The following is a 14,637-nucleotide window of genomic DNA, read 5'->3' on the forward strand; positions in this document are numbered from 1 at the left end:
ACTGCAGGGGGGACCCTGTGGGAGAGTAGGACGCCGCCGAACAATCATTGTATGAAAGCCCCGCACCGGGAACGGTGCGGGGCTTTCTGCGTTTAGGGGGAAATGAAGGCGGGGCCAAGAGGCCCCCGCCTTAGCCCTTTACAGGCGTCCGGCCGCCTTCAGTTCCAGATAGGCGTCGGCGAGTGCCGGCGGCAGGTCGTCCGGGGTGGCGTCGACGACCGTGACGCCGTGTCGACGGAGCTGGTCCGCGGTGCGCCGGCGTTCGGCCTGGGCCTGTGCGGCCGCGGCGGCCTCGTACACGGCGTCCGTGTTGCCGCGAGCCTCGGCCATCCCTGCGACGTGCGGGTCTGCCACCGAGGCCAGGAGGACCGTGTGGCGCTGGGTCAGTCGAGGCAGTACCGGGAGGAGCCCTTCCTCGATCGGAGCCGCGTCGAGAGTGGTGAAGAGGACGATCAGCGAGCGGCGAGGGGCCGAGCGGAGTGCGGTGGCGGTGAGGCCGCGGGCGTCGGTCTCCACGAGTTCGGGTTCCAGGTTCGCCATGGCGTTGACCAGGGAGGGGAGCACGTCGCCCGCGGTGCGGCCCTGCACGAGGGCGCGCACCCGGCGGTCGTACGCGAGGAGGTCGATGCGGTCCCCGGCGCGGGAGGCCAGGGCCGCCAGGAGCAGAGCGGCGTCCATGGTGGCGTCGAGGCGTGGGGCGTCGCCCACGCGGCCGGCCGAGGTGCGGCCGGTGTCCAGGACGAGCAGGATGTGGCGGTCGCGTTCGGGGCGCCAGGTGCGTACGGCGACGGTGGACTGCCGGGCTGTCGCTCGCCAGTCGATGGAGCGGGTGTCGTCGCCGGGGACGTACTCGCGCAGGCTGTCGAACTCCGTGCCCTCGCCCCGGGTGAGGACGCTGGTGCGGCCGTCGAGCTCGCGGAGGCGGGCCAGCTTGGAGGGGAGGTGCTTGCGGCTGGTGAACGGGGGCAGGACGCGTACCGTCCAGGGGATCCCGTGGGTGCCCTGGCGGGTGAAGAGGCCCAGGGGGCCGGACGACCGGATCGTGACGCGGTCCGCGTGGCGGTCGCCGCGACGGGTGGGCCGTAGGCGGGTGGTCGTGCGTCGGCGTTCGCCGGCGGGCACCGTCAGGCTGTGGCGGGACGCCGCCACCTCGGTGCCGGGTTGCCAGCTGCTGGGGGGCCAGGCGTCGCGTAGCTGGGCCCTGAGCGGGCGCGTGGACGGGTTGGTGACCGTCAACGTGACGTCGGCGGTGTCACCCAGACGGGCGGATGTGTCGCCGGAACGGGTGAGGCGCAGGCGCCGTACTGGGGCGGCCAGCGCGAAGTCGCAGGCGCAGGCGGCCGCGAGCGGCGCGTTGACCGCGAGGATGCCCGTCCAGCTGGGGTCCCAGATACCGATCGGGACGGAGCCCAGGGCCGCGATGAGCGCGGCGCGTCCGGTGAGTGCCATCAGCGGGGGACGGGGACGTGGGCGAGGATCGCGTTGATGACGGAGTCCGTGGTCACGCCCTCCATCTCGGCCTCCGGGCGGAGCTGCACCCGGTGGCGGAGGGTGGGGAGGGCCAGGGCCTTCACGTCGTCCGGGGTGACGTAGTCGCGGCCGGTGAGCCAGGCCCACGCGCGGGAGGTCGAGAGCAGTGCCGTGGCTCCGCGCGGGGAGACGCCGAGGGTGAGGGACGGCGAATCGCGGGTGGCGCGGCAGATGTCGACGACGTAGGCGGTGATTTCCGGGGAGACGGTCGTCTTGGCGACCTCGGCGCGGGCGGCGTTCAGGTCGGCGGCGTTCGCGACCGGGCGTACGTCCGCAGCGCGCAGGTCGCGCGGGTTGAAGCCGGTGGCGTGCCGGGTGAGGATGTCGATCTCGTCCTGGCGGGACGGGAGGGGGACGGTGAGCTTGAGGAGGAAGCGGTCCAGCTGGGCTTCCGGGAGGGGGTAGGTGCCCTCGTACTCGACGGGGTTCTGGGTGGCCGCGACGAGGAAGGGCTCGGGGAGCGGTCGGGGTGTGCCGTCGACCGTGACCTGGCGTTCCTCCATGGCTTCGAGGAGGGACGACTGGGTCTTCGGAGGCGTGCGGTTGATCTCGTCGGCGAGGAGCAGGTTGGTGAACGCCGGGCCGGGCTGGAAGGAGAACTCGGCGGTGCGGGCGTCGTAGACCAGGGAGCCGGTGACGTCGCTCGGCATCAGGTCGGGGGTGAACTGGACGCGCTTGGTGTCGAGTTCGGTGGCTGCGGCGAGGGCGCGGACGAGGAGGGTCTTGGCGACTCCGGGGACGCCTTCGAGGAGGACGTGGCCGCGGCACAGGAGCGCGACGACGAGACCGGTCACGGCGGCGTCCTGGCCGACCACGGCCTTGGCGATCTCGGCGCGCAGGGCTTCGAGGGCGGTGCGGGCGTTGCCCGGGTCCCCGCTCTGCCCGGCGTTGTCAGTGGTCGGGTCCATCATGGACGGCGTACCTCACTTTCGAGGGCGTCGAGTTGGTCGGCGAGGGCGATCAGGGCCGCGTCGTCGCCGGGCGGCGGGCCGAAGAGGAGGGTGTGCAGCGACTGTCCGTCGCCATGGAGGTGGGCGGAGAGTGCGGGGAGCAGGGACTCGGGCGTGTGCGCCTGGGAGACGGGGACGCCGACGAGGGGGGCGAGGCGGGTGCGGGTGGCGGAGCGAAGAGCGGCGGCCGCGCGGTCGCGGGCGTTCGCCTTGCGGTAGAGGCGGGCGCGGCCTTCGACGGTCTCGGAGGCTCGGATCGCGACGGGGAGTTTCTCGGGCACCAGGGGGCCGAGCCGGCGTGCCCGCCACAGGGCGGCGAGGGCGGCGGCGATGAACAGTTGCAGGGTGCCCCATAGCCAGCCGGAGGGGAGCAGGTCGAAGAAGCTGCGTTCTTCGTCCGGGTCGGGGACGTCGGAGAGCGAGGGGAGGTACCAGACCAGATGGTCGCGGGAGCCGAGGAGTTGCAGGGCGAGCGAGGCGTTGCCGTGGTCGTCGAGTCGGTCGTTGACGAGGATGTCGCGGGCGCCGAGGACGACGGTGTCGCCCGGGGTGCCCTCTGCGGAGGTGTCGGGGACGCGCAGCAGCGTGGCCAGGCGCCGACTGGGGTAGCAGGCATCGGCTTCGAGGTGGGTGCTGTAGCGGAGGCCGCCCGTGTCGGCGGTGCCCGCGCGCAGGGCGGCGGGCAGGTCGCAGGCGGGGGCCAGCGTCGAGTCGAAGCTGAGCGCGGGATCGGCGGTGACGCCGGGGACGAGGCGCTCGACGGCGGAGCCGCCGGGGGCCACGAGTACGGTGCGGCCGCCGGATCCGGTGATCGCGGAGCGCAGTCGCGTCTGCTGGCGCTCGGTCAGGAGGTCGGGGGCGGCGATCAGCAGGGTGGTGTCCGGGCCGGTCGCGGCGCGGGCGTCGTCCAGGGTGGTGACCACGCGCGTGGAGACCCCCCGGTCGGCGAGGAGTTCGGCGACCGCGCGGCTGCCGGAGGGGTCGGCGGAGCGCGGGTCGAGTTCGCCGTGGCGGTCGCCGGAGCGGACGACGGCGATCGCCACGGCCCCGACGAGCAGCAGGACGAGCGCGAGGGCGATGCCGCGCCCGCGCGTCCAGATCTGGCGGGCGGTGGGCGAGGCCGAGGTGGCGGGGATCGTGGCCTCGGTGGTCATCCGGCGGCTCCCCGGCGGGTGTCCGTGCCGCCCCCGGCGCTGCCGGGCGTGCTGCCCGCCAGGTGCGGCTTGCTGCGGTCCAGGTCGTGGTCGAGTTCGGTGAGGCGCCGGTACGCCTGCTCGGTGCCGGGGCGGCCGCCGTACGTGACGTCGTCGAAGTCCCGGGCGGCGGCCCGCAGCCGGTCGCCGTGGGCGGGCAGGGCGCGGCCTGCCTCGGTGGCCGCCTCGTCGGCGGTGCGGCCGGGCCGGATGTCGAGCAGGGCGCGTTCCTCCAGGGCGCGGACGACGGCCCGCATGCGCTCCTGGACGGCCTGGTTCCAGTGGCCCTGGGCGGCGTGTGCCTGGGCGGCGGCGCGGTGCTCGGCGGCGCTGCGGGGGCGGTCGTCGAACAGGGCGGGGGCGGAGGCCGGCCCGCGGCGTGGGGTGCCCAGGCGCCACCAGAGGGCGCCCAGCACCGCCAGGACGGCCAGGATGACGACGACCAGGCCGAGCGCTCCTCCGGGCGTCGCCGTGGACGCCCTGCTGAACAGCTCGTCGATCCACTCCCAGAAGGTGTCCAGGGCCCGTTGGAACCAGCTGGGGTCGTTCTCGTGGTACATGCCCTTGGACAGCTCGCGTCGCGCGGCCTCCCGCGCGGGGTCGCGCGGAATCGTCAACGGCGGTTCGTCGCCGGAGCGCGACAGCGACCGTACGAGGCTGTCACTGGTGTGCGACAGCGTTCGTACGGCGGTGTGTGACACCTCTGTGAGAACTCCCCCCGCCGGGCTCACCCCGTCAGCTCCCCGGGACGGCGCCGGGGGCGCCGGAGCCCTGGGTGCCTGCGGTGCGGGCCAGTTCGAGGTCGAGGGCCTCGCGGCGGATGCGCTGGTCGATGTAGAGCAGTACGGCGACGCCCGCCGTGATCGGGAAGGTGATCATGGAGCCGATCACCGAGCCGATGCCGCTGACGACGAGGAACGTCCAGCCGAGGTCCCCGGTGCCCTCCAGGAAGCCGCTGACGCCGTCGCCGCCGAGGGTGGCGGCGAGAAAGGCGAACGGGATGACGATGATCGACGCGACGACGTTGGCGATGATCGTGGCGAGCAGCTGGATGCCGAAGACCCGCCACCAGGAGCCGCGCACCAGCTTCACGGAGCGGCTCATCGCCTTCTTGATGCCCTGCTTCTCCAGCATCAGCGCGGGGGACGCCAGCGAGAAGCGGACCATCAGCCACACCGCGACGACACCGGCCGCGATGAAGCCCAGGACGGTCAGGGCCACGCCGGCCTCGTCGCCCGCGGTGGCCGTCACGAGGAGACCGGGCGCCATGCCGACGATGACGATGCCCGCGACGATGAGCAGCAGCAGGATGATCAGGCCGAACAGCTTGAGCACCTGGGGGCGGGCGTCCCGCCAGGCCTCGCCGGTGGTCACCGGACGGCCGAGCACGGCACGGCTGGTGACGGTCGTGAGCAGGGCGGTGGCCAGGACGGTGCCGATCAGGGAGATCAGGAAGACGACACCCGAGTTGATCGTGGTCTCGGTGAGGGCGTCGCCGAGTTCGCTCAGGGAGGCATCGGGGTCGTTGAGGGCTTCGGTGCCGGTGTTGTCCAGGACGAGGCCCTGGAGCAGCACGACGATGATCTCCGTGAAGACGGCGACGGTCAGGGAGATGCCGAGGACCGTGCGCCAGTAGGTGCGCATCGTGGAGACCGCGCCGTCGAGGATCTCGCCGACGCCGAGCGGGCGGAGCGGGATCACGCCAGGCTTGGCCGCGGGCGGCGGGCCGCCCCAGCCGCCTCCCCAGCCTCCGTGTCCACCGGGGGCGCCGTAACCGCCGTAGCCACCGCCGTAGCCCCCGGCCTGGCCGCCGTAGCCTCCGGGGCCTCCGTAGCCGCCGCCGGGAGGTCCGGGGGGCGGGGTGCCCCAGCCCGGGCCGGGGGGCGGGGGCGGCGGGGTCTGCCCTTGGTCGCCGGGGCCGGTGGGCGCGGACCACTGGCCGGGGGGTGGCTGCTCCTTGGACCACTTCGTGCCGGGGCTCGTCGGTTCCGCGCCCGGCTGGTCCGCGGGCTGATCGGGGCCGCCGGGGCGGTCGGCGGGCTCGGCGGGGCCGGACGCGCCGGGCTCCCGCCCGTCGGACGGGGCGGATCCGGGCGAGGCCCAACCCGGAGTGTCGTTCATCGTCGCTCCTTCACGGTGCCCGTCCGCGGGCGCGGCGGCAGGTTGGCAGCCATCGTGCCATGGGGTGCTCGGGTGCGGACCGGGCGCGGTATGGGCTGCACACCTTCAATTGTCCGCCGGATAGGGGGCAGACTGACCGCATGGCTGATCAGGACGCGCGAAGTGGCGAGGACAAGCGGCCGACCGAGATCCCGGTGCTCCGCTGGGAGGAGCCCCCCGAAGGCCCGGTGCTGGTCCTGCTGGACCAGACCAGGCTGCCGACCGAGGAGGTCGAGCTGGTCTGCACGGACCCGGCCGGACTCGTCGAGGCGATCCGTTCGCTCGCCGTGCGCGGGGCGCCACTGCTGGGCGTCGCGGGCGCCTACGGGGTCGCGCTCGCCGCCGTCAGGGGCTTCGAGGTGGAGGAGGCCGCGGCCGCGCTCGCCGGGGCCCGCCCCACCGCGGTGAACCTCGCCGTCGGGGTGCGCCGGGCGCAGGACGCCCACCGCGAGGCGCTCGCCAGGACCGGCGACACGCGGGAGGCGGCAGCGGCGGCACTGGCGGCGGCGCGGGCCCTGCACCATGAGGACGCCCAGGCCAGCGCGCGGATGGCCGCGCACGGGCTGGCGCTGCTGGACGAGCTGCTGCCCGCCGGCGGGCACCGCGTTCTCACGCACTGCAACTCCGGCTCGCTGGTGTCGGGCGGGGAGGGCACGGCCTTCGCGGTGGCGCTCGCGGCGCACCGGGAGGGGCGGCTTCGGCGCCTGTGGGTGGACGAAACGCGTCCCTTGCTGCAAGGTGCTCGCCTGACGGCATACGAGGCGGCCCGCAACGACATGACGTACACCCTGCTCACCGACAGCGCGGCGGGTTCGCTGTTCGCGGCGGGCGAGGTGGACGCCGTGCTGGTGGGCGCGGACCGTATCGCGGCCGACGGATCGGTGGCGAACAAGGTGGGGAGCTATCCGCTCGCGGTGCTCGCGCGCTACCACCACGTACCGTTCATCGTGGTGGCGCCGGTCACTTCGGTGGATCCGCACACCCCGGACGGGGCGTCCATCGAGGTGGAACAGCGTCCCGGATATGAAGTGACCGAGGTCACAGCGCCTCAGGCGCCGGTGGCAGGAGCGGGAGGCGGGATTCCGGTGGCACCCCTGGGGACCCAGGCGTACAACCCGGCGTTCGACGTGACTCCGCCCGAGCTCGTGACGGCGATAGTCACCGAGGAGGGCGTGGTTTCGCCCGTGACGAGCGAGGCCCTCGCCGAGCTGTGTGCCAGGTCACGCCAGGTAACGATTAGCTAATGGGATGATGTCGTTTATGAAGGGACGAGTCCTTGTCGTCGACGACGACACCGCACTGGCCGAGATGCTCGGCATTGTGCTGCGTGGTGAGGGTTTTGAGCCATCTTTCGTAGCCGACGGCGACAAGGCGCTGGCCGCCTTCCGGGAGACCAAGCCCGACCTGGTGCTGCTCGACCTGATGCTGCCCGGTCGGGACGGCATCGAGGTGTGCCGCCTGATCAGGGCGGAGTCGGGTGTGCCGATCGTGATGCTGACGGCGAAGAGTGACACCGTCGACGTCGTGGTCGGTCTCGAGTCGGGCGCCGACGACTACATCGTGAAACCGTTCAAGCCGAAGGAGCTGGTGGCCCGTATCCGGGCGCGGCTCAGGAGGTCGGAGGAACCGGCACCGGAGCAGCTCGCCATAGGCGACCTGGTCATCGACGTGGCCGGTCACTCCGTGAAGCGGGAGGGGCAGTCGATCGCGCTGACGCCGCTGGAGTTCGACCTGCTGGTGGCGCTGGCCCGCAAGCCGTGGCAGGTGTTCACGCGCGAGGTGCTCCTGGAGCAGGTCTGGGGCTACCGGCACGCCGCCGACACCCGGCTGGTCAACGTGCATGTGCAGCGGCTGCGCTCCAAGGTCGAGAAGGACCCGGAGAAGCCGGAGATCGTGGTGACCGTCCGCGGCGTCGGCTACAAGGCCGGACCGAGCTGACATGACCAGGGACAGTGCCGCTTCGGCGCCCGGGTCCGAGGCCCGCGCCGGACGGCCTGTCGACCACCCCCCCGCCGGTCCGCGCTTCGGCCGCCTGCTGGAGGGCGGGCTGCTGCACGGCGGGGTGCAGGGCAGCCCGGTGCTCCGGCTGTTCATGCGCTGGGTGCGGCGTCCGCTGCTGCCCGTCATGCGGCTGTGGCGGCGCAACATCCAGCTCAAGGTCGTCGTCACCACACTGCTGATGTCGCTGGGCGTGGTGCTCCTGCTCGGCTTCGTGGTGATCGGCCAGGTCCGCAACGGACTGCTGGACGCCAAGGTGAAGGCGTCCCAGAGCCAGGCCACCGGTGGTTTCACGGCGGCCAAGCAGAAGGCCGAGGAGGCGGCGGGCGTCGGCGGTGACGACAGCACCCCCGCGGACGGCCGGCCCTCGCAGAACGTCATCCAGTGGATGAGTGAACTGGTGAAGTCGCTCTCCAGCGGTGGCCAGGGCGCCTTCGACGTGGTCACGCTCCCCATGGGCGGGGAGAGCGGCAGCGGACGCGGCCCGCGTGCTTCCGGATCGGTCGACTGGGCGGTCAGCGTCCCGGAGGACCTGCGGGAGCGGATCGACGGCGGCACCGCGGCGGCCCAGAGCTACACCCGGATCGTCTACAACTCCGACCAGGATTCCCAGCCCGGACTGGTCATCGGCAAGCAGGTCAACGACCCCAACGGCGAGCCGTACCAGCTGTACTACCTCTTCCCGCTCACCCAGGAGGAGAAGTCCCTCAGCCTGGTCAGAGGCACCCTCGCGACGGCGGGGCTCTTCGTCGTCGTGCTGCTCGGGGCCATCGCCTGGCTCGTGGTGCGCCAGGTGGTCACGCCCGTACGGATGGCGGCGAGCATCGCCGAGCGGCTGTCCGCTGGACGGCTCCAGGAACGTATGAAGGTCACCGGCGAGGACGACATCGCGCGGCTCGGGGAGGCCTTCAACAAGATGGCGCAGAACCTCCAGCTCAAGATCAGCCAGCTGGAGGACCTGTCGCGGATGCAGCGGCGGTTCGTGTCCGACGTGTCGCACGAGCTGCGTACGCCGCTGACGACCGTAAGGATGGCCGCCGACGTCATCCACGACGCGCGCGTGGACTTCGATCCGGTGACCGCGCGGTCGGCGGAACTGCTCGCCGACCAGCTGGACCGGTTCGAGACGCTGCTCGCGGACCTGCTGGAGATCAGCCGCTTCGACGCGGGCGCGGCAGCGCTGGAGGCCGAGCCGATAGACCTCAGGGAGGTCGTACGGCGGGTCGTCAGCGGTGCGGAGCCGCTCGCCGAGCGCAAGGGCACGCAGATACGCGTGGTCGGCGACCAGCAGCCCGTCGTCGCGGAGGCGGACGCCCGGCGTGTCGAGCGGGTGCTGCGCAACCTCGTCGTCAACGCCGTCGAGCACGGCGAGGGGCGGGACGTCGTCGTCAAGCTCGCCGCGGCGGGCGGCGCGGTCGCCGTCGGAGTGCGCGACTACGGCGTCGGGCTCAAGCCGGGCGAGGCCACGCGGGTGTTCAGCCGCTTCTGGCGGGCCGACCCGGCACGCGCGCGTACCACCGGCGGTACGGGGCTGGGGCTGTCGATCGCCCTGGAGGACGCGCGGCTGCACGGCGGTTGGCTCCAGGCATGGGGCGAACCGGGCGGCGGCTCGCAGTTCCGGCTGACGCTTCCCAGGACCGCGGACGAGCCGTTGCGGGGCTCGCCGATACCGCTGGAGCCGGCGGACTCGCGGCGCAACCGCGGGCTCCACGACGCCGGTCTCGACGACTCCGCGACCCCGCACGGTACGGACAAGGCGGTCGGTGTCCCGGCGCAGGCGTCCGTCGGACAGACGTCCCAGGTGCCCGCGCGGGGCCCTATACCGTCGAGGTCGGCGATGGCGGCCCCGACGGCCGACCCGACGGCCCTGCCGGGCAACGGCGCGCGTGTGGTGCCGAGGCCCGCGCCGGGCGCCCGGAGACAGGACGGCGGTCCCGCGGAGGCGGACGGCCGCCAGGACACCCGGTCGGACGATCCAAGCAGGCAGGGGGAGGCATCTCGTGGGCGCTGACCGCGGGGGAGGCGGTCGGCGCAGGCCGGCACGCGTGGTGGCGTACACCGTCGGCGGCGTCGTGCTGCTGGCGGGATGTGCGTCCATGCCGGACAGTGGGGATCTGCGCGGGGTGGAGTCCACGCCGCGGCAGGACCCGCAGGTGCGGGTGTTCGCGATGCCGCCGCGGGAGGACGCGCCTCCCTCCGACATCGTGCAGGGTTTCCTGGAGGCCCTGACCAGCGACGATCCGCACTACGAGACCGCGCGCAGGTATCTGACCGGCGACGCCGCGGAGAACTGGCGGCCGGACGAGTCGGCGACGGTGCTCGCAGGCGGGCCGGGGACCGAGTCGGACCACTCCGGCAGCCGCGAGGACGCCAACGACTACTCGGTGACCCTGACGGGCGCCAGGGTCGCCACGGTGGACGCCCAGCAGTCGTACTCGCCGGCCGACGGCTCGTACCGCAAGTCGGTGCACCTGACCCGGGACGCGAAGACCGGACAGTGGCGCATCGACCAGCTGCCGCAGGGTGTCGTCATGGGCAAGTCCGACTTCCAGCGCAACTACATGTCGGTCAACCGGTACTACTTCGCCTCGAACACCGCGGTGCGCTCGGCGGCCGGCGAGGGCGCGAGCCCGCAGCCGGCGGCCGTGGCCGACCCCGTGTACGTCCGCCGGCGCGTGGACCCCATGACCCAGGTGGTGCGTTCTCTGATCAGCGGGCCGTCGAGCCTGCTCGGGCCCGTGGTCAGGTCGAGCTTCCCGACCGGAACGGCGCTGGCGAAGAACGCCGGTTCGCTGGCGCCCGACGACCGCAGCAAGCTCACCGTCCCGTTGAACGAGAAGGCCGCCGGAGCCGATCAGGACCAGTGCGACGAGATGGCCGCCCAGCTCCTGTACACGCTGCAGAACCTCACCCCGGCGGTGGACGAGGTCGAGCTGCGCGCGGGTGGTGAGCAGCTGTGCTCGCTCAGCGAGGACCGCGCGGAGACGGTCGCCGCGCGGGGCTCGGCACAGCGGCCCGACTACCTGTACTTCGTCGACGACGAGGACCGCCTCGTCCGGATCGCCGCGGGCAGCAACGGGACCCGGGCGGAACCCGTGCCCGGCCCGCTCGGCGAGGGCGAGAAGGCGCTGCGGGCGGTGGCGGTGTCGCGCGACGAGCACAGCGCCGCCGGCATCGGCCTCGACAACAAGTCGCTGTACGTCGGCTCCCTGGTGTCGGGCGGTTCGCTCGGCGACCCCGTGCTGCTCAGCAAGGGCAAGGCGGAGGCCGACCGGCTGACCCCGCCCAGCTGGGACGCGCAGGGCGACCTGTGGATCGCCGACCGCGACCCGGCCGACCCGCGGCTGCTGCTGCTGGAGAAGGGTGCCGGCGAGCCGGTGGAGGTGCGCACGCCGGGGCTCGACGGGCGGGTGCAGGCCGTGCGGGCGGCGGCCGACGGGGTGCGGATCGCGCTCATCGTGGAGAAGGACGGCGAGCGTTCGCTGCTCATCGGGCGGATCGAACGGGACGAGAAGGCGGGCGAACGGCCGGCGGTCACCGTCCTCGAACTGCGCTCCGCCACTCCGGAGCTGGAGGAGGTCACGGCCATGTCGTGGGCCGGTGACAGCAGGCTCGTGGTCGTCGGGCGCGAGCGCGGCGGCGTCCAGCAGATCGGATACGTCCAGGTCGACGGCTCCACGCCGGAGGCTTCGGTGCCCGCCGCCCTGACCGGCGTCAAGGAGATCGCCGCGACCGAGGACGAGCGGCTGCCGCTCGTGGCGTACTCCGAGGACCTGATCGTGCGGCTGCCGTCGGGGCTCCAGTGGCAGAAGGTCACGGAGGGGACGGCGCCCGTCTATCCGGGCTGAGCCGTCGGCAGCGGTTTTCCACAGGGAGCCGGACGGCGTTTTCCACAGGCCTGGCCGGGTTTGGCCAAGCTTGGCACAGTGGTGGCCATGTGGCGATTGCGGAACTGGTGGCGAGACCTCACGGACCTGGTGCTGCCGGCCGAGTGCGGCGGCTGCGGCCGGACCCGGGCGGTGCTGTGCCCACGGTGCCGCACCGCCCTGAGCGGGTCCGTGCCGCGCCGGGTGCGGCCGTCGCCTGAGCCGCCCGGGCTGCCGTCGGTGCACGCGGCCGCGCCGTACGCGGACGAGGTACGGGCGGCGCTGCTGGCCCACAAGGAGCGCGGCGTGCTGGCCCTCACGCCGCCGCTCGGCGAGGCCCTGGCGGGGGCGGTGCGGGCGGGGCTCCGCGAGGCGTGGACCGGCGTCGGGGGAGCGGGTGGCGTACCGGGCCCGGTGCTCCTCGTGCCCGTGCCGTCGGCGCGGCGGGCGGTGCGCAGACGCGGGCACGACCCGGCGCGGCGGATCGCCCTCGCGGCGGCGGGGGAGTTGCGGCGGACCGGGGTGCCCGCCCGGGTGGTCGCCCTGCTGCGGCAGCGGCACGCCGTGGCCGACCAGTCGGACCTCGACGCCCGGCAGCGGCTGGACAACCTCGCCGGCGCCCTGGCGGTGGCTCCCGGCGGTGGTCGGCTGCTGTGCGGCGGCGGCCCGGTCGTCCTGGTCGACGACCTGATGACGACGGGGGCGTCCCTGACCGAGGCGGCACGTGCCGTGCGCGCGGCTGAGTCGCGGACGGGGCCGGACACGTACGGGAAGGCGAGATCGGCTGTGTATCCGTCGGCGGCGGGGGAAGGCAGAGAGGAACGGAAGACCGGGCCGCAAATGGCGGGTCCGAACGGAGGCGATGGCGCGATCCGTGAAGCGATCTGCGCGGCAGTGGTCGCGGCTTCACCTGATTCTTTCGAAAATAAACCGGAACTGACTGGGAACTTACGTCGTTGCAGGTAATGAGAGGTCCAATTCATCGGAACGGAGGTACGTCGCGGTAGAGGGTGACGACATCCGCCCGGGCGAGATATGTTCGGTTGTGAGGCAAAGCCGCAGGCCACACCTCTCAAATCCGAATGCCGTGCTGCGGGTTTTACCGTCATCACCCGCACCGGGGGAGTGGAGATCTCGCCCGCGGGGGAGGAGGTGGACGTCACCGAGTCCGAGGTTCCGGAGTAGACCGGAACCTGGTGCAAAAGGGAGATGCTCCGCCATGGAAGCGGAGCGATCCGGGAACGGAGTTCTGCGTGGACATCGTCGTCAAGGGCCGCAAGACCGAGGTGCCCGAGCGGTTCCGGAAGCACGTGGCCGAGAAGCTGAAGCTGGAGAAGATCCAGAAGCTCGATGGCAAGGTGATCAGCCTCGACGTCGAGGTGTCCAAGGAGCCGAACCCCCGGCAGGCCGACCGCTGTGACCGAGTGGAGATCACGCTCCGCTCCCGCGGTCCGGTGATCCGGGCGGAGGCAGCGGCGAGCGACCCGTACGCGGCGCTCGACCTGGCGGCGGAGAAGCTTGGCGCACGACTGCGCAAGCAGCACGACAAGCGCTTCTCCCGCCGCGGCGCACGCCGGATCCCGGCGGCCGAGGTCGCCGACCACGTACCCGGCGCGGCGACGCTCAACGGGAACGGCGACGTCGTCCCGACGGAGAAGCAGGACGGCGTACCCACCAAGAAGATCGGCTCGCTGGAGGTCCAGGGCGACGGGCCGCTCGTCGTCCGGGAGAAGACCCATGTGGCCGCGCCGATGTCCCTCGACCAGGCGCTCTACGAGATGGAACTGGTCGGGCACGACTTCTATCTGTTCGTCGACTCCGAGACGAAGGAACCCAGTGTCGTCTACCGGCGGCACGCCTACGACTACGGCGTGATCCACCTCACCACGGACACGATGGTCACCCAGGCGCACGCCCCCGACGCGGGCGACGCGCTCGGCGGTTGACCACTGCCGGGTGACAGCGGACCGGTGCCCCTGGAGCGCGTGTGCGCCCCCAGGGGCATCGGTGTGCGACGGTGCGCGAGGGTGTGCGACCCCTTCGGGACCCGCGCGGTCACCCCGTTGTCCGTCGGGCATGGAATCATGGCGGCAACGGCCCAACCGGTGGGCCGTTGCTCTGGGTTGGCGATGGCGCAGGACCACGGGCCAAAGCCTTCAGGGGGAGGAACGATGGCGGACAGTTTCGGACCGATGCGGGGTGCGGGCGTCGACCACGGGATCGACGACGGGGCCGCCGGCATGGGCCCGGACGCGGACGTGGGCTCCACGCGCGAGGAGCCCATCAGGGTCCTGGTCGTGGATGACCACGCCCTCTTCCGCCGGGGTCTGGAGATCGTGCTGGCGGCCGAGGAGGACATCCAGGTCGTCGGCGAGGCCGGTGACGGCGCCGAGGCCGTGGAGAAGGCCGCCGACCTGCTGCCGGACATCATCCTGATGGATGTGCGGATGCCCAAGCGGGGCGGGATCGAGGCCTGCACCTCCATCAAGGAGGTGGCCCCCAGCGCCAAGATCATCATGCTGACGATCAGCGACGAGGAGGCCGACCTCTACGACGCGATCAAGGCGGGCGCCACCGGCTATCTCCTCAAGGAGATCTCCACGGACGAGGTTGCCACCGCCATTCGCGCGGTGGCCGACGGGCAGTCGCAGATCAGTCCGTCCATGGCGTCGAAACTGCTCACCGAGTTCAAGTCGATGATCCAGCGGACCGACGAACGCCGGCTGGTGCCCGCGCCCCGGCTCACCGATCGCGAGCTGGAGGTCCTCAAGCTCGTCGCCACGGGAATGAACAACCGGGACATCGCCAAGGAACTGTTCATCTCCGAGAACACCGTGAAGAACCACGTGCGCAACATCCTGGAGAAACTGCAGCTGCACTCCAGGATGGAGGCCGTGGTGTACGCGATGCGGGAGAAGATTCTCGAGATCCGCTGACGCC

The 14,637-nt window shown here is 72.4% G+C and carries 12 protein-coding genes; 7 read left to right on the forward strand and 5 right to left on the reverse strand.

The genetic code is table 11. The features are described from left to right. Nucleotides 1-138: 138 nt before the first annotated feature. Genes ACFWR9_RS25250 through ACFWR9_RS25270 form a run of 5 tightly spaced genes read right to left on the reverse strand, consistent with a single transcriptional unit; the run spans nucleotide 139 to nucleotide 5,794 of the window. On the reverse strand, nucleotides 139-1,449 hold the full coding sequence (locus ACFWR9_RS25250) for a DUF58 domain-containing protein (protein ID WP_383845991.1): 1,311 nt from the start codon (nucleotides 1,447-1,449) through the stop codon (nucleotides 139-141). Then, nucleotides 1,449-2,438, reverse strand: coding sequence for an AAA family ATPase (locus ACFWR9_RS25255; RefSeq protein ID WP_383846086.1), 990 nt, complete (start codon nucleotides 2,436-2,438; stop codon nucleotides 1,449-1,451). The genes ACFWR9_RS25250 and ACFWR9_RS25255 overlap by 1 nt, the downstream gene beginning before the upstream one ends. Then, entirely contained in the window at nucleotides 2,438-3,634 is a 1,197-nt protein-coding gene (locus ACFWR9_RS25260; RefSeq protein WP_383845993.1) for a DUF4350 domain-containing protein, read from the reverse strand. Before ACFWR9_RS25260 ends, ACFWR9_RS25255 begins: the two co-directional genes overlap by 1 nt. Further along, the gene (locus ACFWR9_RS25265; protein ID WP_383845995.1) at nucleotides 3,631-4,404 is read right to left on the reverse strand and encodes a DUF4129 domain-containing protein; all 774 of its coding nucleotides are present in this window, start codon (nucleotides 4,402-4,404) and stop codon (nucleotides 3,631-3,633) included. The genes ACFWR9_RS25260 and ACFWR9_RS25265 overlap by 4 nt, the downstream gene beginning before the upstream one ends. Nucleotides 4,405-4,408: 4 nt before the next feature. Beyond that, the gene (locus ACFWR9_RS25270) at nucleotides 4,409-5,794 is read right to left on the reverse strand and encodes a glycerophosphoryl diester phosphodiesterase membrane domain-containing protein (RefSeq protein WP_383845997.1); all 1,386 of its coding nucleotides are present in this window, start codon (nucleotides 5,792-5,794) and stop codon (nucleotides 4,409-4,411) included. 140 nt (nucleotides 5,795-5,934) lie between these two features. Here ACFWR9_RS25270 and mtnA point away from each other — a divergent pair, with 140 nt between their 5' ends. The 7 genes from mtnA to ACFWR9_RS25305 all read left to right on the forward strand — a co-directional run bounded on the left by mtnA (nucleotide 5,935) and on the right by ACFWR9_RS25305 (nucleotide 14,633). Further along, a complete protein-coding gene (gene mtnA / locus ACFWR9_RS25275) occupies nucleotides 5,935-7,077 on the forward strand; it encodes an S-methyl-5-thioribose-1-phosphate isomerase (RefSeq protein ID WP_383845999.1) in 1,143 nt (380 codons plus the stop codon). Nucleotides 7,078-7,081: 4 nt separating this feature from the next. Further along, nucleotides 7,082-7,771 (forward strand): two-component system response regulator MtrA, encoded by a 690-nt coding sequence (gene mtrA, locus ACFWR9_RS25280; RefSeq protein ID WP_193776289.1) that lies wholly within the window; start codon nucleotides 7,082-7,084, stop codon nucleotides 7,769-7,771. A gap of 1 nt (nucleotide 7,772) precedes the next feature. After that, nucleotides 7,773-9,842 (forward strand): MtrAB system histidine kinase MtrB, encoded by a 2,070-nt coding sequence (gene mtrB / locus ACFWR9_RS25285; RefSeq protein ID WP_383846001.1) that lies wholly within the window; start codon nucleotides 7,773-7,775, stop codon nucleotides 9,840-9,842. Beyond that, complete coding sequence (locus ACFWR9_RS25290; RefSeq protein WP_383846003.1) at nucleotides 9,832-11,679, forward strand: LpqB family beta-propeller domain-containing protein; 1,848 nt, start codon at nucleotides 9,832-9,834, stop codon at nucleotides 11,677-11,679. The genes mtrB and ACFWR9_RS25290 overlap by 11 nt, the downstream gene beginning before the upstream one ends. Before the next feature lie 96 nt (nucleotides 11,680-11,775). After that, a complete protein-coding gene (locus ACFWR9_RS25295; protein ID WP_383846088.1) occupies nucleotides 11,776-12,663 on the forward strand; it encodes a ComF family protein in 888 nt (295 codons plus the stop codon). Between the two features lie 287 nt (nucleotides 12,664-12,950). After that, entirely contained in the window at nucleotides 12,951-13,643 is a 693-nt protein-coding gene (gene hpf / locus ACFWR9_RS25300; protein WP_059301636.1) for a ribosome hibernation-promoting factor, HPF/YfiA family, read from the forward strand. 225 nt (nucleotides 13,644-13,868) lie between these two features. Further along, on the forward strand, nucleotides 13,869-14,633 hold the full coding sequence (locus ACFWR9_RS25305; RefSeq protein ID WP_161328051.1) for a response regulator transcription factor: 765 nt from the start codon (nucleotides 13,869-13,871) through the stop codon (nucleotides 14,631-14,633). Nucleotides 14,634-14,637: the final 4 nt, after the last annotated feature.

Origin of the sequence: Streptomyces sp. NPDC058534, from assembly GCF_042717365.1 — a bacterium.
Classification (GTDB): domain Bacteria; phylum Actinomycetota; class Actinomycetes; order Streptomycetales; family Streptomycetaceae; genus Streptomyces.

What these genes read in the sequence shown, in the direction of transcription:
- ACFWR9_RS25250 (WP_383845991.1), bottom strand. Translation starts at nt 1,449, where the DNA reads ATGGCACTCACCGGACGCGCCGCGCTCATCGCGGCCCTGGGCTCCGTC.
- ACFWR9_RS25255 (WP_383846086.1), bottom strand. Translation starts at nt 2,438, where the DNA reads ATGGACCCGACCACTGACAACGCCGGGCAGAGCGGGGACCCGGGCAAC.
- ACFWR9_RS25260 (WP_383845993.1), bottom strand. Translation starts at nt 3,634, where the DNA reads ATGACCACCGAGGCCACGATCCCCGCCACCTCGGCCTCGCCCACCGCC.
- ACFWR9_RS25270 (WP_383845997.1), bottom strand. Translation starts at nt 5,794, where the DNA reads ATGAACGACACTCCGGGTTGGGCCTCGCCCGGATCCGCCCCGTCCGAC.
- mtnA (WP_383845999.1), top strand. Translation starts at nt 5,935, where the DNA reads ATGGCTGATCAGGACGCGCGAAGTGGCGAGGACAAGCGGCCGACCGAG.
- mtrA (WP_193776289.1), top strand. Translation starts at nt 7,082, where the DNA reads ATGATGTCGTTTATGAAGGGACGAGTCCTTGTCGTCGACGACGACACC.
- mtrB (WP_383846001.1), top strand. Translation starts at nt 7,773, where the DNA reads ATGACCAGGGACAGTGCCGCTTCGGCGCCCGGGTCCGAGGCCCGCGCC.
- ACFWR9_RS25305 (WP_161328051.1), top strand. Translation starts at nt 13,869, where the DNA reads ATGGCGGACAGTTTCGGACCGATGCGGGGTGCGGGCGTCGACCACGGG.